Genomic DNA, 25,279 nt, shown 5'->3' with positions numbered 1-25,279 from the left:
ATAGGATGGGCGGCGATGGGATGGATGAAGCATGACTAGCGTGAACATCAACCGGGCGACGGCCTCCTCTCTGGACCCTCGCGCCATGAAAGCCACCTCGATAAAGACCACAGCCGACCCCTCCTCCGAGCAGGAACCGGCTGCCCTGCACATCACGGCCACCAGTTCCAACCCCAGGATGTTTACCCTGCCCTGGGAGCGGCCACTGGCCACCTGGCCCAAGGATCTGCTGGCCAACCTGCCCAGGGGCATCTCCCGGCACGTGGTGCGCTTCGTCCACGTGGGCGACGATGTCTATGCCATGAAGGAGATAACCCAGCGGGTTGCCGAGCGTGAGTACGAGCTCCTGCGCAAGCTGCAAAAACTGGAGCTGCCCACGGTCAACCCCATCGCCGTGGTCACTGGTCGGCACACCCGCGAGGGCGAGCCTCTTGAGGCCATGCTGGTCACCCAGCACCTGAAGTTCTCACTGCCCTACCGTGCCCTCTTCGCCCGCAATCTGCGTCCGGATACGGCCGAACGTCTGATCGATGCCCTGGCGGTCCTTCTGGTGCGGCTCCATCTGGCCGGCTTCTACTGGGGAGATGTCTCCCTATCCAACGTGCTCTTCCTGCGTGATGCCGATGCCTTCTCGGCCTTCCTGGTCGATGCCGAGACCGGTGACCTGCATCCCAGCCTGACCGATGGCCAGCGCGAGTATGACATCGACCTGGCCAGGACCAACATCATCGGCGAGCTCATGGATCTGGATTCCGGCAACCTGCTGGCCGGCGAGGTGGACGAGGTCGGCGTGGGCAACCGGCTGGTGGACCGCTATCACTCCCTCTGGAGCGCCCTGACGGACGTGGACAGCTTCGACCCGGATGAGATGTGGAAGATCGAGCGCCGCGTCAACCGGCTCAACGATCTGGGATTCGACGTGGACGAGCTGGAGATGAAGACCGAGGAGGACGGCAACCGGGTGCTGGTGCGCCCCAGGGTTGTCGATGCCGGCTACGCCTCCCGCAAGCTGTTGCGGCTGACAGGTCTGGATGTGCAGGAGAATCAGGCCCGGCGGCTGCTCAACGATCTGGATGCCTACCGGGCATCCACCTGGCGGCAGGGCGAGGATCTGGAGATTGTGGCCACCGACTGGATGCGGGAGGTCTTCGAGCCCACCGTACGCATGATCCCGCCGGAATACCGCTCGCAGATCGAACCGGCCCAGTTCTTCCATGAGGTGCTGACCCACCGCTGGCTGATGGCCGAGAAGGCCGGTCACGATGTGCCCATGGCCGAGGCCGTGCAGAGCTACATCAGCGAATCGCTGCCCGAGTACCGGCTGGACTCCGAGGACATGAAGACCATCAACGAAGAGGCCGATGCCGGTGTGGTCGATGACGAAATGAACTGGCAAGGCGCCCATGCCCAGGCCGGTCAGGGTGAGCAAGTCACCAGTGATCGGACCGACAAGGACGCCAATGGCCATGATAGGGTGGCTTGCCAAACCAATGCTGAAGACCAGACCGGAGCGGGAACCCAGACGGATCATGACCGGGCTAGCGAAGAGGTGCAGTCACAGCCAGCCTTTGAGGATGCGAATGGAGGCCGAAGCTCGCTGAGGTCGGTCTACGCCCCTGGCAGCCTGGATGCGGCTGCCGACCAGGACGACCAGGATGACGCGGTCTGGGCCTCCAGCTGACTGATTGGTTCGTGCGGCAAGGGTCTGTCTGCATGCTGGATGCTGCGGGCAGACTCTTGCCGTTTGGCTTGCCTGTCTTCAGATTACCGGTATCTGACTGGTGGGCTATTTGGCCTGGCTGGCGGACCGTCGGCGTGCCATGGCTACGGCGTAGAGGCTGATGCCAGCTGCCACCGAGGCGTTCAGGGATTCCACCGAGCTGGAGATGGGGATGGAGGCCAGGGCATCGCAGTTCTCGCGGACCAGGCGGCTCAGCCCCTTGTCTTCGGAGCCCAGGACCACCACCAGCGGATCGGTCTCGAAGCCTGTCTCGCCTACTGTGGTGGTGCCTGCGCCGTCCAGGCCAACCGCGTAGTAACCGCGTTCCTTGAGCCCTTGGATGGCTTTGGTCAGATTGACCACGCGGGCCACGCGCAGATGGGCGGCGGCTCCGGCGGAGACCTTCCAGGCTGCGGCTGTCACCGAGGCGCTGCGTCGCTCGGGCAGAATTACACCAGAGGCCCCGAAGGCCGCTGCTGAACGGATCACTGCCCCGAGATTCTGCGGGTCGGTGACCCCATCCAGGGCGATGAACAGCGGGCGGGCGGCAACCTTGGTCGCCTGGTCGGCCCCTTCCAGGGCGGCCGCGTGCTTCTCGGCCCTATCGACCAGGCTCTGCAGGGAGGCGTACTGGTAGGGCTGTACCTTGAGGACCACGCCCTGGTGGTTGCTGGACCGGGCGATGCGGTTCATCTCCAGGCGGTCGGCTTCCAGCAGGTTGAGCCCTTCCTGTCCGGCCAGCCTTACGATTTCCCTGGTCCTGTCGTCGTGTTCCATCCGGGCGGCCAGATAGAGCTGGCTGGCCGGGACTCCTACGCGCAGGGCTTCCAGGACGGCGTTGCGGCCGATGACCAGGTCGTCGGAATCGGAAGTGAACCGGTCGGCCCGGCGGCGGGCCGCCAGGCGTGGGTCGGCCGTCTGCCTGCGCTGGGCCGCCTGCCGGGCCTTGTAGGCCTTGTGGTAGACGCGATCCTCGGCCTTGGGCGTGGGCCCTCTGCCGCGCAGTTTGTTGCGGTGCTTGCCGCCCGAACCCTTGGTCGGGCCTTTCTTGTTAGCCATGTCTTCAGTGTAAAGGCAGGCGGGAACCGGTCAGATGTCGGTCGGCCTCAATATCTGCAGGGCGAAGAAACGCTCTACCTTTATCGTTCAGGCCGGGCGGATCGGCCGTGTGAGTCATCCCAGAGCGGCTACTTGGTCAGGATTCGGGAACTCCATCCACTCGACCGGGGACTGTCCCTTCGATGCCGGGGTGACGGCGATGTGGGCCATGGATGACCGGCCCGAGGCCCCGTGCCAGTGTCTGACGCCTGCCGGGCAGAAGACCACATCGCCGGGTTCCAGTCTGCGGGGCTGACGGCCCTCCTCCTGCTCCCACCCCAGCCCGGCGGTGACGATGAGCAGTTGGCCATGCGGGTGGGTGTGCCAACGGTTGATGCATCCGGGTGCGAAGGTCACATTGCTGGCTGAGCATTCCGCGTCCGGATCGGTCAGGCGGTGCAGCCAGACATGACCGGTGAAGTTGGGACCGTCAGCCGAATCCCCCAAGGGATAGGGCCCTGAATCCGGCTCGGTCCCGGCTTTGGATGGGGTTGCAGCACTGTCCCGGCCCTCACCGTAGACCTCCTTTGCCAGGTCGAAGGCCGACCATGCCTTGGGCCAGCCTGCGTAGAAGGCCAGGTGGGTGATCAGCGCCACCATTTCTGTGCGGGTGACGCCATTGCCCTTGGCCATGGCCATGTGGCTCTTCAACTGGGGGAAGAGTCCCATGCTCATCAGACCGGCGCAGGTGATCATGCTGCGGTCCCGAGCCGAAAGTTCGTCCTCGCGGGACCAGACCTGGCCGAAGAGCACATCGTCGTTCAGGTGGGCGAATTGTGGTGCGAACCGACCGAGCTGGTCGTGGCCCGCCGTCTGTTTGATTGCCATGGGTTAGTCTCCTTGCCATCATCTTGGCCGGGTCATTCCGGCAGGTTCAGCTATACCCCTTCGAGTGCGCTTGAAGTCAAGGTGCCCAGACTGTCCCGGATGATCAGCGAGGTAGGCAGGGTCAGGGCTCCGCGGTCCTCGGTAACAGGCGGGATGCCGGCTTTGCGCAGCCGCGCAATCAGGGTGGACTGTTGGCGGGACTGCCTGGTCTCGGGCTTCCGACCCAGCAGAATATCAGCCGCGGCATGTCCTATGGCTCTGCGGGGTATGCGAATCGTAGCTACGGCCGGCTTGACGACAGGGGCGACCATGGTGTTGTCAAATCCGATGACGCAGACCCTGGCGGGCACGGTGATTCCTTTGGATTGCAGTCCCAGAATGACCCCGGCGGCGATCAGATCATTGTAGGCGACCACAGCATCGGGAGGTTCCTGCTCCAGAGCGATGGCAGCCTGCCTGCCGCCTTGGACAGTAGGATTCACTGGACCCATTCGTCGGCATTCCAGCCCCATAGTCCGACTGAGTGCTTGCAGGCTCTCCCAGCGGGATCGGTCGGACCAGGCCCCCACCCGGCTGGCTATGTAGACTATAGACCGTCGTCCCTGCCGCCGTAGCAGTTCCAGGGCTTGGGCCAGGCCGGTGGAGGCGTCGGGTAGGACGGAGGGAAGACCCTCCATGGGGCGGTTGAGAACCACAAGAGGCAGGTGTCGTCCCAGACGCCGGGCCGTCGGTGCTCGGACCTGATCAGTGGCCAGAATGATGCCGTGGGTACGGCCGACCAGTTGTTCCAACAGGTCTTCCGTACGCCCCAGCTCGGCTCCGGCTTCGATGATGCCGACTGCACCTTGTTCAGGAAGTGCCTCCTGAGCGCCGGCAAGGATCTGGGAGGAGATTCCGTTGGAGGTGTCCTGGACCAGAAAGGTGATCATGACTGGACCGGTCGCATCCCTACTGGGAGGACGGTCGGGTAGGGGGTATCCCATGGATCGGGCCAGGGAGCGGATATGGTCGGCGGTCTGCGAGTTCAGCCGACCGGGATTGTTGAGTGCGCGGGAGACCGTGGACGGGGACACTCCGGCCCTTGCGGCCACGTCAATCATGCGCACGCGTCGGTGCCTTTCCCGCCCCTGTGCGGGCTCCGGGGATCTTCTGGACAAGCCTGATGCTCCGTTCCTTGCCTGATATGGCTGCACTGGCATTGTAGACGGCCTGCCTGCAGGTCGGCACTGATGCGTCCGAAGACCTCCTCGGTCAGTGGATAGCAGCGGATCAGCAGGACCGAGATGGTGAACATGGCAGCCGGTACCAGGCCCACAGCCAGCCGCATGTTGGCGCCCAGGGCCGGATCTTGGGCAACATTCATGCCCGGCCTGTAACCCAGGAAAGACAGGATGGCCGGCCCCGCCCATCCATTGATGGCCGCTCCGACCTGGCGGGTGATGCTGAGGGCGGCCATGGAGGCTCCGGCAGTGTTTCCGTTGCCGGTCCGCCACTGCTCGTACTGGACCGAATCCGCCTGCATGGCCCAGATGCAGGGGGTGATGACCTGCACTCCGATGCCGTTCAAGGCTATGCAGGCGACGGCAGGCCAGGCGGATCGGACCAGGATGAAGGCCAGCGAGGATCCGATGACCATCAGCCCGCCCAAGGTCCAGGTGCCTCGCTTGCCCAGACGCTGCACCAGCCAGGGCGAGCAGGGGGCTACAACCACCCCGGCAAGGACGCCCACCAGGGTCAGGGCGAAAGTGATTCGTCCGGTCAGACCAGGGTTGCCGACGGTCAGCACCTCCTTGGCGACAATCGGGGCCAGCGAGGCCACCGGGTTGGTCATGAACAGGGTGGCTAGACAGACCACCAGTAGGGGGCGATTGTCGACCAGGAGCCGCAGGTCCTCTTTCAGGGAGGTGCGAGGGGCTGCCGGGGGCAGGTACCTCTCCCTGGTGGTCCGGGCCATGATCAGATAGCCCAGGGAGCCCAGCAGACAGCAGGCGGCGACCACCGGAAGAAAGAGGCGGGAGGGGTCCATGTCGTTGACCCGCGGAGCCAGGGTAAAGGTCAGGATTACCCCTGCCGCCGCTCCGCCGAAGGTGCGGGAGGCCGCCAGGCGCTGGCGGTCATCGGGGTCCCGGGTCATAGCTCCCAGCAGGGCCCCGTAGGGCACGCCGCCCAAGGCTCCAAGGAGCTGATAAAGCAGATAGGTGGCGATGGCCCAGCCGATGCGCACCGGCATGGGGGCGCTCGCCGGAATGGTGTACATCAGGGTGACGGAGATCATCATTGGCAGGCCGAAGACGACCACCAGCCGCCGCAGACCGCCCTCCCGGTCTTTGTCGCGTCCGTCGGTGATTCTTCCGGCGACCAGGTAGACCAGGGCCTGGAAGAGGTGGGCTCCCAGGAAGATGTCGGCCACCAGCATGGGGTCCATGCCCAAGTAGAGGTAGTAGGTGGTCAGAAAGAGGTTGGTCATCTGCCAGCCGACGTTGTTGGCGGCATCGCCCAGTCCGTAGCCCAGGATGGCGGACCGGGGCAGGGACTCAGCACTCATGGTCGCCCTCGGCGATAAGGCAGGGAAGGGAGGCGGGGGATCCCGGTCCGGCTCCTGCCGCGTTGATGGCGCTGACGCTGACCGTGTACTTGCCGGGTGCCAGATCATCGAGGGTCAGGGTGGTCTGTTTTGCAGTCAATCGCAGTCTCGTATTCTGCCCACTGCCCATTTCGCGCATGGTGACCAGATAGGCCTGTAGAGGGAGGCCGCCATCGTTCGGGGGGGACCAGGATGCCTGCATGGTTTTACCGGAAGAGGTCAGCCCGGGTTTGGCCGGACGCCCGGGCGCATGCCCCAGGATCAAGGGATCGCCTTGGGAAGAGGTGGGCGAGACGCGGCCATCCTCGGTGGTGAAGGCTGCCATGACCCGGTAGATGCCTGGCGGAACCTGCCGGAAACTATGGGTCTGTTGGTCGGCGGGCAGCCAGACGGTTGGGGCGGGACCATGATTGTCAGCCGGTTTCAAGGTCAGTTCGCACCCTGAAAACCCGCGTGGGACATGGTCAACAGTCAGACGGACGGTCATGTCTGCCGGGTCTATGCTGACCTGGGGGTCGCTGGGCCGGGGCAACGTCGGATCGGTCCTTCCGGCTTTGGGGGGTCCCATATGCAGCTCAAGCGGGTCCGCAGGTTCGCCGATTCCCGTGGAGTTGCCCTCCTGCAGGATCATCCGCCAGGAGCCGAAGGGGATTTCATCCAGGTCGGCCCGTCCTTGAGGCCGGTCCAGATGGAAGGTCATGGACCGGCCTTTTCGGTCATGCAGAAGGACCTGGGTGGTGCGGGGCGCGTCGGCCAGGTGTCGGATCGGTCCGTGCTGCCAAGCCAGGCGCAGGCGGTGTCCGTGAGGCTGGGCGTCGATGCTCTTGGGAGCTGCAGGTATGGCCGGCAGACGATGGCGAGAGAAGGCCATGATCTGGCTCAGCTGCAAGGCGTACCGTCCTCCCTGATAGGGGTTGGCTCGCAGCCGGGTTGCCTCGATTCTGATGAACCTGATATTGCTCATTGGGGCGAAATCGAAGGCCTGCGGTCTACCGTCCGCCGGCAGCGGATAGTCGTGGCGGCTGCAGACCCGAGTCCAGCTGCGACCGTCCGATGAAAGGCTGATGGAGAAGTCCAGCGGAAAGCCCTGACCTTGGTTGGGGTCGGTCGATCTGCTGCCGGTTGCGTACTCCACCACGCCGAAGGAACCGGTGCCTGACTGCTGGCTGGATTGGCTGGCATCTCCAGACGGATTGCGGCCCCGGGGCGCTAGGACCACCTGGGACAGGGTGGCAGCCTGCCGCATCTCCAGGAGAATCCACTCCGGGCGGTTCCGGTTGCCGACGGAGCTGGACCAGCCGAATCGGTCGTAGGCGACTCCGAGACGGCCGTCGACCAAGGCGGCCCTTGTCCACCCTGGCAGATCAGTCTGGGAGGAGACCTGGACCCGGGCCCCTGCGGCAAGATTGGCCCGGGCCTGTCGGGGAGGCCGCCGTCCGGCGGTGAAGGTGACCGTCACCGTGGCAGTCTCCTGCAGCTCCCCTTGGAAGCGCACGCGGGCCCGGTAGAGATGCCCGGGTTCCAGGCCGGAGGGATTGATGGTGTAGTAGATATCCTGCTCGTGGCGCAGGTTCCCGTTCATGCTTTCCAGGCTGAAGGCGCCTTCGGCATCCTCCAGGACCTGGGCGCTCCAGCGCTCGCTCATTGCGCCGCCCTCCTGACGCAGATGGATGCAGTGCTTGACCTCCCTTGATACCCATTCCACCCGGCCCAGGTCGATGCGGGGGCGCGCGGTTCCCAGCCGTGGCGGAGCAGCTCGGTCAATCCACCCCAGGAAGTTCTCCTCCCGGAAGACCTGTCGCCCCTGCTTGCGCACGCACAGGACCAGAAGGAGTCGGGCCCCCTGGCTGGCCCGATCCCTGGGCACGGTGATGGTCACGGGTACGGTCCGCCAAGCGGCGTATGGGACCTGCACCTGTTGGCACCCTCGGTCGACAACTACCGGTCTGCCCCCTGGGCCACGCTGCCAGGCCACTTGCCAGACCAGCTCAAGGTCGGTTCCCCCACGCTCCTCGTCATTGTGGACGATGATGGTGCGTTGGCTGGTCACTGCGCGCGGGTAGATCCTGTGAGGTTGCCCCAGGCGCGGTTCACGGTCGAACTCCTTGTCGTAGGCTGCGACATCAGCGAAAGATGCGGCTATATATCCAAAGGCCGGCCCCTCCTGCCAGGGTTCATCCTTGCTGCGCCAGGGATCGAACTGGGGACGCAGCAGCCTTTTAGGGTTAAGCCCCCTGCGGATTCTGCGCCGGTCCGGTTCCAGGCAGGCCTCGATGTTGTCGTAGATGAAGGCGGAAATGCAGAAAGGCTTCCAGTCGACCACTCGCGTGGTCCGTATGCCCCTGGTCACTCGTCCGACCTCCCGGCCGAAGTCCGCCCGGGAGATGGTGTCCGGATCGCCGTTGAGTCGGCCGTGGTAGATGTCGGTAATCCGTCCCTGCCCATCGTAGCGGGGGATGCCTGCGGTGGAGACCGAGAATTCCTCACCTGCGGCCAGGGGCAGGGGCGAATCGATGTCGTAGAGGGCATAGATGTCTGGGGCCGAGGTCATGCCGGAGGGATACCCCCCGTAATAGTGGCGGGAATCCTCGTCGGTAATGGGGGCATTGAAGCCGTCATTGACCACTGGCCGGGTGCCGTCCTGCTCATGCACGGCCGCTTGCAGGGCTGGGATGAGCAGGTCGCCATCCTTGGGGTTCCATGCCTCGTTGGTGGTGGACCAGAGGACGATGCTGGGGTGGTTCCGGTAGGCCCGCACCCACCGCCGCGTCCACTCGACATAGTGGCCGATGGCTTCAGGGTCGTAGCTCATGTGGAAGGGCGGATTCAGTTGCACGTTGGCTGGAGAGCCTGGATTCCAGAAGGCCGTCTCCTCCTCAAGGAGCATGCCGGTCTCGTCGGCGCGGTCGGCCAGGGCTTGCGAGGGGACTGAGCGGATGTGGTTGCGCAGGATGTTGAAGTTGGCATGTCGATAGGCGTCAACCCAGGCCTTGGTCATGTCCTGACCGGATTGGTTGTCGTCAAGAATCAGCCCATAGGCGTCGCCGGCCTCGTTGATCAGGTCGCGGTTGCCCTGGTTGAGCAGGCAGAGAGAGTCGCCGCGCAACCGGATGGGGATGCCGTTGAGCAGGTACCGATCTCCCTGGCGCTGGAATTGTCGGAAGCCGAATCGCTCCTGGGAACGGTCGACCACATGGCCATCGATGTCGAGAACAGCCTGCATGACGTACAGGAAGGGATCGGTCCGGGACCAGTAGTGGGCGTCCGGCCAGGCCATCTGCAGGCGGACGACCTTGGAGGAGCGGGGATCCAGGGAGCAGGACACGGGGTTGAAGGCCAGCACGGTCCGGCCCTTGGACATCGAAGCCTTCCAGGGGCGTACCTCGGCCCTGAATCGCAGATTACATGGGCGCTCGCTGGTGTTGATCAGCGTCGCATTGAGCTCCAGCCGGTCGTTGGAGGGGTCGGCGTCGCCGCCCAGATCGGGGATGATTTGCAGGTCTTCGATGCGGTTCTTGGGCTTGCTGCTGAGCCAGACATCGCCGCCCAGCCCCAGCCGCCCGACCAGGTTCTCAGTGCCGAAGGGGAAGAGCAGCCGATCGGGGCCCTCTGTAGAAGTCAGGGCATCGGCGGGAAGGGATTTGACACTCCAGATTTCAATCCTTATTTGGTTGCGTCCGGCATGAACCGCCTTGGTGACGTCCAGATCATAGGGGAGCAGCGTCATCAGATAGCCCTTGGTGGATGACGGCCCCACCGGGATTGTGTTGATCGACACCTTGCCCAGGGTGGCCAGGGCATCCAGATGCAGGATCATGTCCTCATTCGGGTCAAGGACACCCAGGAAGAACTCCCTGAGGTAGACACCATGGTGCAGATTCCGGCTCCAGGAGGCCGGATAACCGGTGGTCTCCGGCAGGCTGTCCCACCAGGTGGGCACCATGACGGGATATCCCCGGTCTCCATCGTCGGGGTGGAAGTCCCAGATGCCGTTGAGATTGAGTTTCACGCCGCCTCGCCTCGCTGCCCGCTGATGTCAGTTCCCGACCGGCCATCATGGCCGGTCAACAGGCAGGGTACATCGTATTAAGGTATTGCCATTTATTGCCAATCTGGTCCCGAGAAGTGGGGGTAGCCAGAGCTTGCTTCAAGCATGACGGCTGAAGGCAGACTTCCAGCCTGGGCATTTGGGGATTGTCGACGAATATGCAGACACAGGCATGCAGGTGCCAGGCCTTTATGGTCCTGGCCTAGGGTGATTAGTCTGAGACGTCGGCCTTGTAGAAGTTGATGTAGGAGCGGGAGGGGGTCGGACCGCGCTGGCCCTGGTAATGGGAGCCGTTGTGCTTGGAGCCGTAAGGGTACTGGGCGGGCGAGGAGAGCTGGAAGAAGCACATCTGACCGATCTTCATACCAGGCCAGAGTTTGACCGGCAGGGTGCTCACGTTGGACAGCTCCAGGGTGATGTGCCCTTCAAAGCCGGGGTCGACGAACCCGGCGGTGGAGTGGGTCAGAATGCCCAAGCGTCCCAGGGAGCTCTTACCCTCCAGACGGGCGGCCAGGGTGGAGTCCAGCTTGACGTACTCCCAAGTGGATCCCAGCACGAACTCGCCGGGGTGCAGGATCCAGGGCTCGTCCTTGGGCACCTCGAACTGCTCGGTCAGTGCACCCTGGTCCTCTGCGGGATCCACGTAGGTGTACTGATGGTTGTTGAAGACCCGGAAGTAGCGGTCCAGGCGCACGTCCACGCTGGAGGGCTGAACCATGGCGGGCGTCCACGGGTCCAGATTCAAGTGCCCTGCCTCGTGGGCGTCCAGGATGTCATGGTCGCTGAGCAGCATGCCTAGGTATCTCCTTTAGGTTTAATGGTCGATGGTCTCTCCTCGGGCGGGAAACCATCCGAAATCCAGTCTAACCGGCACTATGCCCGCTTGCTGGTCTGGCAGGATTCACAGAGAATTTTCAGATAACACTATCGTCACCATAAGGTAGCGGTTCTTTACTATAAATGTCGGTACAAAAAACCGAACGGGCGGTTTGACCTCCGTCCGACAACTGATTTCCCTTTCTTCTCTCTCGCCCGGCGGTGTTCACGCATCGCCGGGTTCTCTTCATCTTGGGGCAAGTATCAGTGCACCGACGTTTCACGTGAAACCACATACCCAATGGCTCGATTGAGTTCGTTGAGGCTTATTGCAGGACGGTAGGGCGTTTGCAAATCCCTGAGTGTTCGCAAACCCTTGAGACGTCTAGTGTTCGGTCGGGCCGGGCTTCTGTTCCTTGAGCTTCCATCTCCTTTGGATCCGAGGCTCAAGGTCGGCGAATCCCCAAGATGGGCTCGAAAGTTCCGGGCACTCGCATTCTCTGGTTCAGATTCCTCTTCTCTGACGTCTATATAAATTATGTTTCGGTGCACGGCCCGAGTCGTAGGCACAGAATTGAAGACGGGAGCGAAGATATGAAGATATGGAAGAGCCCCCGTCAGTTATGGCTATGACGGGGGCTCTCCGCCGGGGGGAGGGGCGGCGATCTTCTTGCCTTCGGCGGCTGAGGGAAGAGGGGGACTATCACATTGCCGAAAGCAGTCCGAACTCCGCTCCCTCCCCGGTTCGAGCGGCCGGGTGCCGGTGCCGGGCCCGACTCATTCCCGAGGCCAGGAAGAGTGGACCAAGCAGCGCGGCTATCCGACCAAGTATGTGTGGGTCACACCGGCCTTACTCCTGGGGAGCCTTGGCTGACATGGCCTTGTGGAAGATGGCCACGATGATCAGGGCCAGCAGGGCGGCCAGCGCCATGACCCAGAACATGTTGGCCGCTTGGGCCTGGATGCCGGTCTTGACGCCCGCAAGTGCATGCGACCCGAATTGGGGATTGGCCATGAGTCCGCTGTAGACAGCCATGCCGATGGAGGCCGAGGTGTTCATCATCAGATCCCCGATGCCGATGCCGCGTCCATTCTGGTCCACAGGCAGGGTGGCCGAGAAGGAGTCGTAGAGGGGCGTGTAGGACATGGTGATGCCGGCGATGAAGACCGAGGCCAGCACGGTCAGGACCCAGAAGCCCGAGGTGAGCATCAGGGCCGAACCGGCGGCTCCGGCGATCATGAGCAGGGCGGACAGGATCAGCATGGGCAGGCGTCCCATGGCGTTCATGATGACTCCGGACAGGCAGCCCACCAGGGTGGCCACGATGTAGACGATGGTCAGGCAGAGGGAGACCTGGCTCAGGGAGATCCCGTAGATGCGGTCGCCGATCACGTTGTAGATGGGCACGCAGGCGAAGTTGAAGAAGTAGAAGACGAAGAGGGCCAGCAGGACAGCCATATAGGCGCCGTTGGTCACGAACCCGCGGCTCAGGAAGGGGTTGGCGCCCTTCCAGACGTAGCCGGCGAAGATCAGGATCAGGACGGCCAGCACCCCCAGCATCCAGATGGCCGGGAAGGAGAAGTAGACGGCCACGAATCCGGCAATCAGCGCGAACAGGGCGATGCCGAAGACATCGATGCGCTCGCCTTTGATGCCGGTATCAGGCGTGTACTTGAGCACCGGGGGGATCAGCAGGACGGAGACCAGCGGCACCAGGAAGAGGTAGCGCCAGTCGATGGAGGTGATCAGCCCGCCGGCGAAAATGCCTACAGCAGATGATGCGTAGTAGACGGCATTGAAGATGCCCAGGTAGAAGGCGCGCTCCTTGTCGCTTAGATACTTCATCGCCATGACCAGGAAGACCGAGCCGGCCACCTGGCCGCCCGCGGTCTGGATCATGCGGGCCAGGACCACGGCCCAGAAGTTCGATGCGCCGAAGAAGCCCAGGAGGCTGCCGATGATCAGGGCGCCCACACCGAACAGGGTCATCTTCCGGGGGGAGATGTAGTCGCAGAGGGTGCCGTAGAGCATGCAGACCACGCCCAGAACAATGCCGGGCAGGGTGCTGATCAGCGAGGCGTTGGCGGACATCCCCAGGGAGTCGCCCACGTTCTGGAAGACCAGGTTGAAGGCCTGGATCATCAGTGTGCCCAGCAGGAAGATGGTCAGCAGGGCCGGCAGGGCCCGCTTGGTGCTGCGGCGGTTTTCGTCCACGGTCGCTTCGGTAGCCCTTGTGGTGATGGTTTCGCTCATGACTGCCGTCCTTCTATTGTTCGCTCTCGGTCTTGCGTACCAGGGTCAGGAGCCTGTCCATGAAGCGCCGGGTGAATCGCTCGGTGTCGACCGACAGGGCCACCTTGGTGTTCTTGACCGGGTCCAGGAGCCTGCTGGGGTCGCCGATGGTACGGGCCCGCTGCGGTCCCTCGGTCTCGACCATCAGGTTGGTGGCGAAGGTGGTGACCAGGCTGGGGTCGATGGCCACGGCGGCGGCCAGGGGGTCGTGCAGGTTGCAGCCTCCCAGGTAGACCCCGCTCTCCTTTTCGCTGATGTCGATGTAGTAGTCGGTCATGTCCGCCAGGAAGCGTCCGGCTTTGGTGCCCGTGGCGCGCAGGGCCTCGGTGTCCTCGCGGCTCATCAGAGCCTGGGTCGTCACGTCCAGGCCAACCATGGTGATGTCTGCGGTGGTGGCGAAGACCCGGTTGGCGGCCTCGGGATCCTGGTTGATGTTGGCTTCTGCGAAGGGTCCCACGTTGCCCGGCTGGGTCAGGGTGCCGCCCATCATGACGATGCTGATGCGGTCGACGATGTCGGGGGCCTTTTCCAGGGCTGCGGCGATGGTGGTCAGGGCGCCGGTGGGCACCACGGTCAGCTCGCCCTTGGGATAACGGCGGACCGCGTCGATGATGAAGTCCACCGAGCTCTGCTGGCTGGCCCGCCGGTCGGTGCGTGCGGGGATTGCGATGTTGCCGGTGCCGTTGGCCCCGTGGAAGATCTCGGAGTCCGGCGGAACGCTGAAGGAGTCGGCCGTGCTGGGGTGATCGATCCCCTTGAAGACCGGGATGTCCTCCCTGCCGTACATGGCCAGCAGCCGCAGATTGTTGTCGACGCCTTGGTCGAGCACCACGTTGCCGTAGGTGCCTGTGATCCCGATCAGTTCGGCGTCCGGGGAGCCCAGAACGTAGGACAGGGCCAGCGTGTCATCGATGCCAGTGTCCAGATCCAGGATGATCTTGCGGACGGTTCCCTTGCTTGCTGACACGTTGGTCTCCTTCCCAGAAGGATGGGCGGCCCCAACCTTCTGTTACCTATGTCGTGCCTTCCCTAGGCTGATTCGTTACTGCCGTGAAACAAACAACCTGTTTGATGTAACGTTTCATCAAACTGTACGGAGCTAAACTACCTGCGGCTTGGAGGCTTGTCAAAGTGCGTCGTGGGGTGTTCGCCATAAGGGCAGAGACCTGCAAATCCATCGGTGATGTCCGCAGCTGCGGGTGGTCGGCCGCTTTTCCTCGCAACCGACGATAATGAGGGTATGACTTTAGCGACTCCTGAACGGTATGTGGCGATGCTCGATGCGGCCAGACGGGGGTCCTACGCCTTTCCCGCCATTAATGTGACCAGCACGCAGACTCTGAACGCTGCCCTGCAGGGATTGGATGAAGCCCAGTCCGATGGGATCATCCAGGTCTCAGTGGGAGGTACCGCCTACCTGTCCGGACAGCGCCTGGCCGACCGGGTGGCTGGCTCCATCGCTTTTGCCAAGTTCGCCCACGAAGTGATCGCCCGCTATCCAAGCATCACTGTGGCCCTGCATACGGACCACTGCGCCCCGCAATATCTTGACGAGTGGGTACGGCCCCTGCTGGCCTACGAGAAGGAGCAGGTGGCCCACGGTCAGGAACCGCTCTTCCAGTCGCACATGTGGGACGGTTCCGGCCTGCCCCTGCGGGAGAATCTGGCCACGGCGGCGGAGCTGTTGGAACTGTCCCAGGCCGCCCACACCATTCTCGAGATTGAGGTGGGCACAGTAGGCGGCGAGGAGGACGGTCATTCGGCTGCCATCGATCAGCGGCTCTATTCCTCGCCCGAGGACGGCCCCAGGGTGGTCGATGCCCTGGGTCTGGGCGAGCGCGGCCGCTACATGGTGGCCTTCACCTTCGGCAACGTGCATGGGGCCTACAAGCCCGGTGTGGTCAAGTTGCGGCCCGACCTGCTGGGGCAGATCCAGGCCAGGACCGCCAGAGCCATATCCGATGGACAGGTCGGCAGCTTCCCCGCCCCGGGCGCCCCTGCCGACAAGCCCTTCCTCCTGGTCTTCCACGGGGGCTCTGGCTCGCAGCCGGGGGAGATTGTCTCGGCCGTCGCTCATGGCGTGGTCAAGATGAATGTGGACACCGACACCCAGTACGCCTTCACCAGGGCCGTGGCCGGGCACATGTTCGCCAACTACGACAAGGTCCTCAAGGTGGACGGGGAGGTCGGCGAAAAGAGCGAGTACGACCCCCGTTCCTGGGGACGTCAGGCCGAGGACGCGATGGCGGCGCGTGTAGTCCAGGCCTGCCAGCAGCTGGGTAGTGCGGGAAGAGCCATGAGGTGATTGGCAACTTCCTGTCTTGAGAGGTACATCCTGGCGGGGAAGCTGCGGTCGACTGCTGAACCTGTTCGGGCCTTCTGACGCCAGGGTTGGTGCCTGGGTCGGTCGGTCTTCCGCTCCATACGTAGGGTTAGGCTCATCTATGGATGGTCTGCCGTTGTTTCCTTGGATGGCGACCAGTGGATAAGGAGCATCGTATGCCTGGAATCGTGATCGTCGGGGCCCAGTGGGGCGACGAGGGCAAGGGCAAGGCAACGGATCTGATCGGCGAGCACATGGACTACGTCGCCAGGTTCAACGGGGGCAACAATGCCGGCCATACCGTGGTCGTGGGTGATCAGGAGTACGCCCTCCATCTTCTGCCCTCGGGGATCATTCACCCGGCCATCACCCCGGTCATCGGCAACGGCGTCGTGGTCGACCCGGCCGCCCTCTTCGAGGAGATCGATGGGCTCCAGTCCCGCGGCGTGGATTGCAGCCGGCTGAGGATCAGCGAGTCAGCGCACATCATCGCCCCCTACCACCGGACGCTGGATAAGGTGACCGAGCGCTTCCTGGGCAAGCATAAGATCGGCACGACCGGCCGCGGGATCGGCCCCGCCTACGCCGACAAGATCAACCGTGTGGGCATTCGTGTGCACGACCTGTTCAATGTCGACCACCTGCGTGACAAGGTGGAGGCCAGCCTGCACCAGAAGAACCAGATGCTGGTCAAACTCTACAACCGCCGGGCCATCGAGGTGGAAGCCACCGTTGAAGAGCTGGCGGGATACGCCGAGCGGCTCAAGCCCTATGTGGCCAACACGTCGCTGATGCTCAACCAGGCCCTGGAACAGGGCAAGAACGTGCTTTTCGAGGGCGGACAGGCCACCATGCTGGACGTGGACCATGGCACCTACCCCTTTGTCACCTCATCCAACTGCACAGCCGGGGGCGCCTGCACCGGCACCGGCGTGGGCCCGACCAAGATCGACCGGGTGGTCGGCGTTGCCAAGGCCTATGTGACCCGCGTGGGCGAGGGACCCTTCCCCACGGAACTGGACAACGAGCAGGGCGAATGGCTGCGCCGTCAGGGACACGAGTACGGGGTGACCACCGGCCGCTCCCGTCGCTGCGGCTGGTTCGATGCGCTGGTCAGCAGGTATGCAGTGCAGATCAACGGCCTGACCGACATCGTGCTGACCAAGCTGGATGTCCTCTCCGGTCTGGAGACCATCCCGGTCTGTGTGGGTTACGACATCACCCGGTCCGACGGCTCCCGGGTCAGGGTGGACCAGATGCCCGTGGACCAGGCTGAGTTCCAATCCGCCCAGCCGGTGTACGAGGAGCTGCCGGGCTGGCGCGAGGACATCTCCGGCGCCAAGAGCTTCGAGGAGTTCCCGACCAAGGCCAAGGACTACATCCACCGACTGGAAGACCTGTCCGGCTGCCGCATCTCGGCTGTGGGTTCGGGTCCGGGCCGCGATCAGATCGTGCAGATCCACTCGCTGATCGACTGAGGGATCTCCATGGGTCTGCCCTGCCTGACCGCCTTCCCCGGGGCGGTGGGTACGGGAATCATTATCTCCACGAATCGGCCTTTGGGAGACTGGCTTCAGGGCGCCATCGCCAATCTGATCGAGAATTACGAGCGGGCCCTGTCACGGTTCAGGCAGGATGCCATACCTGCGCAGATGGCCCAGGCTATTCATGGGGGCAGGTTCGTCTTTCCAGACTACTGTCAAGGGCTCTTTGACCTATATGACAGGCTGTATTCCGCCACCGACGGGGCCTTGGACCCCATGGTGGGCGAGGACCTGACCCGTCTGGGCTACGGCAGGCAGCCCACCTTCCGGCTGCAGGCCGATGCTGCCGGTCATCTGGGGCGGATCCATGGGCGACCGACCTGGGGCGATGACCTCAGGCGTCAGGGTGCTGTCCTTGTGACTACCGGTCCGGTCAGCCTTGATTTCGGGGCAGTTGGCAAGGGCTATCTGGTAGACCTCATTGCCGATCTGCTCGAGCCCCGGGTCGAAGAGTACCTGATCGATGCCGGTGGCGACATGCGTATGCGGACCTCTCACCCGGTCTCTATCGCCATGGAGGATCCCGGTGATCTATCTGCAGGCGTGGGCCAGGTTGAGCTGTCCCGTGGCTCCTTGTGTGCCTCTGCACCCAGCCGCCGCCATTGGACCGACCGCTCCGAAGATGCCGCAGCGGCCGGGCTGACAGCGCTTCACCACATCCTGGATGCCATCGACGGCCGTCCGGTTGACCGTGTGCTGGCCTCCTGGGTGGTGGCCGGCGAAAAGGACAACGAACACCCCACGGGTCTGGCTGACGGACTGGCCACTGCCCTCTTCCTGGTGCCGCCGGATGCGTTGGCCGCCCGGTTTTCCTTCTCCTGTGCCCTGATGTATGCCGACCGACAGGCCGTAATCTCAGATGAATTTCCTGGTCTGTTCTTTACTGACTCCAATAACCATCCGTCCACATAGTGGACGTGTTTCGTTGAACAAGCCGGTGCCAGGCCTATGGTCAGCACCAATGCGGATGCACAGAGAACGCATCCGGTTCGTGAATGATGAAGGGAGGTTCGCCGTGATGACCAGCTTGACAGACACCCGCCGATTCGGCAACGTGTCTGCACGAATTATTAGCCCGTCCTCACCGGCGGACTGACTCGACAATCTTCATTGTTCGACCCCGTCGGAAGGCGGGGCTGGACGCATAGGCTTCATCGCATCAGACCCTGCCAACAGCGGGGTTTTTCTATAAGGAGATGAGATGAAGTGACGGCAAACGACGTCAGTGTTGCTTCCCCGGCCTCGGCAGCCACCGCGTCCGGCAGCACCCGTGTGACCCGCAGCTCGGTTCGCACGGTCATCGGGGCCTCCATGGTCGGCACGGCCATCGAGTTCTACGATTTCTACGCTTACGGGACGGCTTCGGCCAACTATTTCCCCAAGCTCTTCTTCCCTAAGACCGATCCGACCGTGGCCCTGCTGGCCTCCCTGCTGACCTTCGCCATCGCTTTCATCGCGCGGCCCTTGGGATCCTTGATCTTCGGACACTTCGGGGACCGTCAGGGGCGCAAGACCACGTTGGTGGTCTCCCTGCTGACCATGGGCTGCTCCACGGTTCTGATCGGCGTCCTGCCCACTTATGCCACCTGGGGGCTCTGGGCCGTAGTGGTCCTCTGTCTCTGCCGGTTCGTGCAAGGCATCGGCCTGGGTGGCGAGTGGTCTGGCGCGGCCCTGGTGGCCACCGAGAACGCCCCGGAAGGCAAGAGGGCCCTTTACGGCTCCTTCCCTGAGCTGGGTGCCCCAATCGGCTTCTTCCTGGCCAACGGAACCTACTTCCTGCTGGAGATGTTCTGCACTCCCGAGCAGATGCTGAGCTGGGGATGGCGTGTGCCCTTCCTGCTCTCCGCCATTCTGGTGGTCGTGGGGCTGGCCGTGCGCGTCTCCATGCAGGAGACCCCCATCTTCCAGATGGCCCTGGATCAGCAGAAGGTCGTCAAGACCCCGCTTCTGGAGGTCTTCCGCAAGAGCTGGCGCCAGGTGCTTCAGGCCACCTTCCTGGTCGCGGTCACCTACACCCTCTTCTACACCTTGGCCACCTGGTCACTGGCTTACGGCACCAAGCCCAAGTCCCAGGGCGGCGGCGGACTGGGCTTCACCAACCAGGAGTACCTGCTCATGCTTATGGTCTCCATCCTGGTCTTCGCCCTCTTCATCGTGCTGGCCTGTGTCTATGCGGACCGCATCGGCCGTCGCCGGGTGCTGATCGGCAGCTCCGTCATGCTGGTGGTCTTTAGCCTGGTCTTCCCCTACCTGCTCATGGCCCATCACAACACCTTCCAGGTCATGGTCTTCCTCTGCGTCGGGTTCGCCCTGATGGGCATCGCCTTCGGGCCTATCGGCGCCTTTCTGCCAGAGCTCTTCGACGCCAACGTGCGCTACTCGGGTTCCGGCATCGGTTACAACTTGGCGGCCATTGTGGGCGCGGCCTTCGTGCCCACCATCGCCACCTGGCTCTCCTCCCACTGGGGAGTGCGCTCGGTCGGGCTCTACCTGGCCGTTATGGCGGTCTGCTGCCTGGTGGCAGTGCTGACCTGCCACGAAACCAAGGATGTGGACTTCACCAAGTAAGCCCTGGATGCATCCCGCCGGCCGATTCTTTGAATCGCGCCGGTGTCCGAACAACGAATTGCGGACAGTCCATCTGGCCATATCACGAGTATGGTTGGAGGCATACCGTATCCATAGGGTACGGATCGGGGTCAAGGACAAAATCCGTCGCCCCGGTCGAAAGAGCATCGTCCGCCTGGAACAACGACAGGAATTCACAGTATTTAGCGTTCCCCGGCCTGGAAGAGCCGGTCCGGTTGGACCGCACATAAAGGAGTGTAGATAATGGCAGCACAGATCTGGTATGAGAAGGATGGGGACCTTTCGGTTCTGGATGGCAAGAAGGTGGCCATCATCGGCTACGGTTCCCAGGGACATGCTCATGCGCTGAACCTGCGTGATTCCGGTGTGGACGTTGTGGTCGGCCTGCGTGCCAACTCCAAGTCGGTGCCCTTCGCCAAGGAGCAGGGCCTGGAGGTCAAGACCGTGCCTGAGGCCACCAAAGAGGCCGACATCGTCATGATCCTGGCCCCGGACCAGTATCAGCGCAACATCTGGCGGGACGACATCGAGCCCAACATCAAGGAGGGTGCGGCAGTCGCCTTTGCCCACGGGTTCAACATCCATTACGGTTACATCAAGCCCAGCGCCGACCATCCGGTCTTCATGGTGGCCCCCAAGGGCCCGGGCCATATCGTCCGCCGTGAGTATGTCGCTGGCCGTGGCGTGCCCGTGGTCGTGGCCGTGGAGCAGGATCCGCGCGGCGACGCCTGGGACATCACCCTGGCCTATGCCAAGGCTCTGGGCGCCCTGCGCGCCGGCGCCATCAAGACCACCTTCAAGGAAGAGACCGAGACCGACCTCTTCGGCGAGCAGGATGTGCTCATGGGCGGCGTCAACCACCTGGTCGAGGCTGGCTTCGAGGTGCTGACCGAGGCTGGCTACCAGCCGGAGATCGCCTACTTCGAGGTCTGCCACGAGCTTAAGATGCTGGTCGACCTGATGAACGAGGGCGGTCTGAACAAGGCTCGCTGGTCCTGCTCCGACACCGCTCAGTACGGTGATTTCACCTCCACCGTGGTTGACGAGTCCACCAAGGACAGGATGCGTCACCAGCTGCAGCGCATTCAGGACGGCTCCTTTGCCAAGGAGTTCATTGACGACCAGGATGCCGGCGCCCCCAAGTTCAAGGAGCTCCAGGAGAAGTACTCCCACGAGAAGATCGAGGAGGTCGGCCCCAAGCTGCGCGCCATGTTCTCTTGGAACAAGGACGTCAAGGATGCCGACGAGGCCCAGTCCTTCACCGGCAAGATCGCCCGTTCCCAGGTGCAGTGACCTCTAGGAGGTCCATGGCCTCTTGCCAATCGCCGTCCATGTGGCGGCGATTTTTTTTTGACTTGATACCGACAAATTCCCGGAGTGATTTGTCGCTGTGTTTGACAATAAATAGTTACGACGGTAAAATTTTCTTTACTTGGTGTTCTGAAAACAAAGGAGTTGTCATGGATACTGGTCCGCTTTTGGTGGTCTTATTGATTGCCATAGCTCTGATTGTGTTGCTGATCGTCACGGTCCGAATGCATCCATCACTCGCTCTGTTGATTGCGGCCTTCTTTGTAGCGTTTGTGACCCAGGTGCCTCTGGATAAAATCACCGATACTATAGAAAAGGGTGTTGGGGATACCCTGGGATTTCTTACATTGATCATTGGATTCGGGGCTGTTCTGGGCAAATTGCTGGAGGTCTCGGGCGGGGCTCAACGGTTGGCTCAGACCATGCTGCGGGTGTTCGGCAAACAGCATGCAACAATCATCATGGCCCTGCTTGGCTTAATTTGCGGGATACCGGTTTTCGTCGAGGTCGGTTTTGTTCTTCTGGTGCCTTTGGTCTTTGTGGTGGCTAAGGAGGCGGGCATATCACGGCTCAAAATTGGCATCCCCTTGGCTACTTCTTTGATGGTGGTGCACTGCATTCTTCCGCCGCATCCGGCCGCTACGGCAATCGCAGGGACCTTGCATGCCGATATTGGGACAGTGATTTTACTGGGTTTGTGCGTTGCGGTCCCCTCCGTTCTCGTCGGCGGAGTCTTGTTTGCGCATTTTGCCATACCGGCACACGATCCAGCTCTGATGAAGGACGAAGAAGGCGGTATGGGCTCTTTTGATGAAAAGGACCAGAAGGAGCTTCCTGGTTTTGGCATCACCTTGCTTACCATTCTTCTGCCTCTGTTGATTATGGTGACCAGAACCATATGCGAACGGGTGCTGCCGAGTGAGACTCTGGCGATGAAGTGGATCAATGTCATCGGAAACCCGATCTCGGCTTTGACCATTGCTCTTCTGTTTGCTTATTGGTCCCTCGGGCTAAGCAAAGGGTTCGGGTTGAAGCAGTTGCAGGAAATAACCGACGGTTCCTTCGGCCCGATCGGTGGAATCCTGCTGATCATCGGCGCTGGAGGAGCATTCAATGCGGTGCTGACGGCTTCGGGTGTCGCGCCTGGTCTGGCCAAGGCCTTCTCCCATTTGCCGGTCAGCCCTATCATTCTGGCCTGGCTCATAGCTTTGATACTGCATTTCGCTGTCGGTTCTGCCACTGTGGCCATGATCAGCGCTGCCGGGATCGTGCTGCCCATGCTGACGGCGAATCCCGGCCTTTCGCCTGCGATTCTGGCTCTGGCCATTGGATCCGGTGCCATTGGGCTGACGCATGTGACTGATTCTCTGTTCTGGATGGTCAAGGAATATTTGCATATAAGCGTTCCACAGGCTTACAAGACGCTGACTGTCGGCACATCGATCACATCCGTTATAGCTCTAGGGGTTACTTTGCTGCTGAGTCTGGTCGTTTGACTTGATCGGCCGATAAACGACAACTGCTTGGCAAGAATAAAAAAGGAGTCGAATCATGAATGAATTGATACACGGGAAAACGGCTGCGCAATGGACCAGTGATCTGCCGCTCTTGAAGGAGCTGATGCAGGAGCAAGAAACGACCTGGTTCAATGATCAGGTTTTGCCTGCAAAGGATGGAATTGAGCGCGTAGGCCTGACGGTCACAGATGTTGACGACGCTGCAGATCGATTGAAGAGGTTCGCACCGCTGATTATGGAGCTGTTCCCGGCCACAGCGAGTTCTATGGGCATCATAGAATCGCCGCTTGTCGCGGTTCCGGGCTTGGCTTCAGCGCTGGGCAATCGATATGGTCAACAGTTGCCGGGGCAGCTTTGGGCTAAGTTGGACAGCGAATTGCCTATCAGCGGATCCATCAAGGCGCGAGGCGGCATTTACGAGGTACTTAAGCATGCTGAGGACCTGGCCATTGATGCCGGACTGTTGACTATCGATGATGATTATCGCAAGCTTGCGACGCCAGCTATGAAGAAATTCTTCAGCCAATATAAGATCGCAGTCGGTTCGACCGGCAACCTGGGACTGTCCATCGGCATCATGAGTGCAGCTCTGGGCTTTGATGCCAGCGTGCATATGTCGGCGGATGCACGACAGTGGAAAAAAGACAAGCTTCGCGCCAATGGTGTTCATGTCTATGAGTATCAATCGGACTATTCGGTCGCAGTTGCGTCTGGCAGGAAAGAGGCCCAGTCCGATCCCATGGCCTACTTCATCGACGATGAAAATTCCACCACCCTCTTCCTGGGCTATGCCGTAGCCGGAAGGCGTCTGGCTGGCCAGTTGCGTACCTATGATGTTCGAGTGGACCAGGATAATCCCCTCTTTGTCTACTTGCCCTGCGGCGTCGGTGGCTCTCCTGGCGGTGTGGCTTTCGGGCTCAAGACGGTCTTCGGTGATGCTGTGCATTGCATCTTTGCTGAGCCAACCCATTGCCCATCCATGTTCCTGGGCACCTACACTGGTCTGCACGATGAGGTAAGCGTTCAGGACTTCGGAATCGATAATGTGACTGCAGCCGACGGCTTGGCCTGTGGGCGCCCATCTCGATTCGTGGGCAAGGCCATGCAAGGTCTGGTGGACGGATTCCTCACCATAGATGATGATGAGCTCTTCCGTATAGAGGCCAGTCTTCATGATGCATCAGGCATAGATATCGAGCCTTCGGCTGCTGCCGGATTTGTGGGACCATGGCGAGTCTTGAGCGACAAGGAGTACATCAGAAAGATCGGATTGGATGATGCTTCTATGGCCAGGGCGACTCATATAGCTTGGTGCACCGGCGGGTCTATGGTGCCCCGGGATGAGATGTCCGCCTATATCTCCAAAGGAGAGAGCCTACTTTAGAACTACTGCCGTAACAGGTCGGAGTGTGTCAGTGTTTTGGGAGGGCACCCTCCGACCTTGGTAGGTATGCGTGAAATACGTTTGTGTACAGATGCGATGGGGTGAACGCGTATGGTGCATAATGCCAGGACAGTCGATCAGGAGTCTGATTCGGCAGATGACGCTCAATATCTGAAACAGTATATTCCTTTGGTCAATTTCCTTGGTGAGGTTTTAGGGCCGAGAACTGAGGTAGTGTTGCATGATGTTGCCAATACGGAGAACTCGATCATTGCCATAGCCAATGGTCAGGTGTCTTCGCGGGAAGTCGGTTCTCCGGCGACTGATTTTTTGCTTCGTCTTGTGCGCGATGGGATACCAGATGGCAGTGATTACGTGGTTGGATACCGGGGAAGGTCTTCCACCAACAAGAACCTGCTTGTCTCTTCTACGTATCTGATAAGACACCGAGGAAGAATTGTCGGAGCACTCTGCATTAACAGCGATCAAGCGCCATTACTGGCTATCGAGCATATGGTCGAACAGTTGAAGGATATGTACTTCCCCGTGTCTGACCGTGATGACTCCGAGCAGCAGGAAGAGAACCTGGTAGCTTCAGCGGACGATGTCATAGAACAGGTAATCGATCAAACCTGCGTCGGAGCAGGAGCGAGGGCCGATCAATTGAGTCCTGAACAGCGACTTGATGCGATACGGCGGTTGAATGACCAGGGTTGTTTCAACATCAAGGGATCTGTGGCGAAGGTTGCCAGACTGCTGTCCATCTCGGAGTCCACGGCCTATAGATACCTTCGGATGGTGTAATCGCCCGTCTATGCGTCTCGATTGACCTTATTTGAATCTTGAGATATGTGGTCAGCGGCTTATGCGTTGGCAGCATGGGTGTGGCAGCGCTGTGCGCCTATTGTTAGGGGATAACCCGGCCTTGTATCGTTTGTGTGGAAAATTGCAAACGAGGCTGTAGCAACGATTCGGTCTATCCCCTCTCCACCGTTGGAGGGCCGAATAAGGCCTGATTGTTTTAGTGCCTGCGGCCTACCACCGTCGGTGATACCAATTATCAGTCGGAACAATGAGTATTAGCATGTTGACGGTTCAAGCGTCGCTCGCAAGGCGACGATACAAAGAAAATACAAAGCGAAAACGCGAAAATAGAGTTAGAAAATACAACATTTGATTTGCGAAAGCGCATTCTCTGATTTACACTGAATTCGATGCTTCAAA

The 25,279-nt window shown here is 61.4% G+C and carries 17 protein-coding genes; 9 read left to right on the top strand and 8 right to left on the bottom strand.

Translation table 11 applies throughout. The features are described from left to right. Positions 1–31: 31 nt before the first annotated feature. Positions 32–1,681 carry a DUF4032 domain-containing protein gene (locus GKC41_RS03895; protein ID WP_154312991.1) on the top strand — a complete coding sequence of 550 codons (1,650 nt, stop codon included), beginning with the start codon at positions 32–34 and terminating at the stop codon, positions 1,679–1,681. A gap of 105 nt (positions 1,682–1,786) precedes the next feature. On the opposite strand, the gene rlmB is transcribed toward GKC41_RS03895, so the two are convergent. The 8 genes from rlmB to GKC41_RS03855 form a co-directional block, all read right to left on the bottom strand. Next, the gene (gene rlmB / locus GKC41_RS03890) at positions 1,787–2,779 is read right to left on the bottom strand and encodes a 23S rRNA (guanosine(2251)-2'-O)-methyltransferase RlmB (RefSeq protein WP_154312990.1); all 993 of its coding nucleotides are present in this window, start codon (positions 2,777–2,779) and stop codon (positions 1,787–1,789) included. 114 nt (positions 2,780–2,893) lie between these two features. Next, positions 2,894–3,646: a carboxymuconolactone decarboxylase family protein gene (locus GKC41_RS03885; protein WP_154312989.1), complete on the bottom strand. Its 753-nt coding sequence runs from the start codon at positions 3,644–3,646 to the stop codon at positions 2,894–2,896. A 50-nt stretch (positions 3,647–3,696) separates the two neighbouring features. Continuing rightward, positions 3,697–4,746: a LacI family DNA-binding transcriptional regulator gene (locus GKC41_RS03880; RefSeq protein ID WP_229281615.1), complete on the bottom strand. Its 1,050-nt coding sequence runs from the start codon at positions 4,744–4,746 to the stop codon at positions 3,697–3,699. Beyond that, positions 4,743–6,191, bottom strand: a complete 1,449-nt coding sequence (locus GKC41_RS03875) for an MFS transporter (protein ID WP_195760136.1) — start codon at positions 6,189–6,191, stop codon at positions 4,743–4,745. Before GKC41_RS03875 ends, GKC41_RS03880 begins: the two co-directional genes overlap by 4 nt. Further along, complete coding sequence (locus GKC41_RS03870) at positions 6,181–10,239, bottom strand: fibronectin type III domain-containing protein (protein ID WP_154312986.1); 4,059 nt, start codon at positions 10,237–10,239, stop codon at positions 6,181–6,183. Before GKC41_RS03870 ends, GKC41_RS03875 begins: the two co-directional genes overlap by 11 nt. 250 nt (positions 10,240–10,489) lie before the next feature. After that, a complete protein-coding gene (dcd, locus tag GKC41_RS03865) occupies positions 10,490–11,071 on the bottom strand; it encodes a dCTP deaminase (RefSeq protein WP_154312985.1) in 582 nt (193 codons plus the stop codon). An 873-nt stretch (positions 11,072–11,944) separates the two neighbouring features. Then, positions 11,945–13,348 carry an MFS transporter gene (locus tag GKC41_RS03860; protein WP_154312984.1) on the bottom strand — a complete coding sequence of 468 codons (1,404 nt, stop codon included), beginning with the start codon at positions 13,346–13,348 and terminating at the stop codon, positions 11,945–11,947. Between the two features lie 13 nt (positions 13,349–13,361). Further along, on the bottom strand, positions 13,362–14,354 hold the full coding sequence (locus GKC41_RS03855) for a nucleoside hydrolase (RefSeq protein WP_324612020.1): 993 nt from the start codon (positions 14,352–14,354) through the stop codon (positions 13,362–13,364). A 273-nt stretch (positions 14,355–14,627) separates the two neighbouring features. Here GKC41_RS03855 and fbaA point away from each other — a divergent pair, with 273 nt between their 5' ends. The 8 genes from fbaA to GKC41_RS03815 all read left to right on the top strand — a co-directional run bounded on the left by fbaA (position 14,628) and on the right by GKC41_RS03815 (position 24,859). After that, complete coding sequence (gene fbaA, locus GKC41_RS03850) at positions 14,628–15,692, top strand: class II fructose-bisphosphate aldolase (protein ID WP_154312983.1); 1,065 nt, start codon at positions 14,628–14,630, stop codon at positions 15,690–15,692. A gap of 194 nt (positions 15,693–15,886) precedes the next feature. After that, positions 15,887–17,188, top strand: coding sequence for an adenylosuccinate synthase (locus GKC41_RS03845; protein WP_029678349.1), 1,302 nt, complete (start codon positions 15,887–15,889; stop codon positions 17,186–17,188). Between the two features lie 9 nt (positions 17,189–17,197). Next, positions 17,198–18,166 (top strand): FAD:protein FMN transferase, encoded by a 969-nt coding sequence (locus tag GKC41_RS03840; RefSeq protein WP_154312982.1) that lies wholly within the window; start codon positions 17,198–17,200, stop codon positions 18,164–18,166. 399 nt (positions 18,167–18,565) lie between these two features. Continuing rightward, complete coding sequence (locus GKC41_RS03835; protein WP_195760154.1) at positions 18,566–19,822, top strand: MFS transporter; 1,257 nt, start codon at positions 18,566–18,568, stop codon at positions 19,820–19,822. 264 nt (positions 19,823–20,086) lie between these two features. Continuing rightward, positions 20,087–21,136: a ketol-acid reductoisomerase gene (gene ilvC / locus GKC41_RS03830; protein ID WP_015022635.1), complete on the top strand. Its 1,050-nt coding sequence runs from the start codon at positions 20,087–20,089 to the stop codon at positions 21,134–21,136. A 167-nt stretch (positions 21,137–21,303) separates the two neighbouring features. Continuing rightward, positions 21,304–22,650 (top strand): gluconate:H+ symporter, encoded by a 1,347-nt coding sequence (locus tag GKC41_RS03825; RefSeq protein WP_154312981.1) that lies wholly within the window; start codon positions 21,304–21,306, stop codon positions 22,648–22,650. Between the two features lie 55 nt (positions 22,651–22,705). Then, positions 22,706–24,055, top strand: coding sequence for a D-serine ammonia-lyase (locus tag GKC41_RS03820; protein WP_154312980.1), 1,350 nt, complete (start codon positions 22,706–22,708; stop codon positions 24,053–24,055). A gap of 111 nt (positions 24,056–24,166) precedes the next feature. Beyond that, positions 24,167–24,859, top strand: coding sequence for a helix-turn-helix transcriptional regulator (locus tag GKC41_RS03815; protein ID WP_154312979.1), 693 nt, complete (start codon positions 24,167–24,169; stop codon positions 24,857–24,859). Positions 24,860–25,279 lie beyond the last annotated feature (420 nt).

It is taken from the genome of Bifidobacterium asteroides, assembly GCF_009683175.1.
GTDB lineage: Bacteria > Actinomycetota > Actinomycetes > Actinomycetales > Bifidobacteriaceae > Bombiscardovia > Bombiscardovia asteroides_H.
The sequence above is the reverse complement of the archived record's forward strand: the minus strand, read 5'-3'. Positions and strand labels throughout refer to the sequence as shown.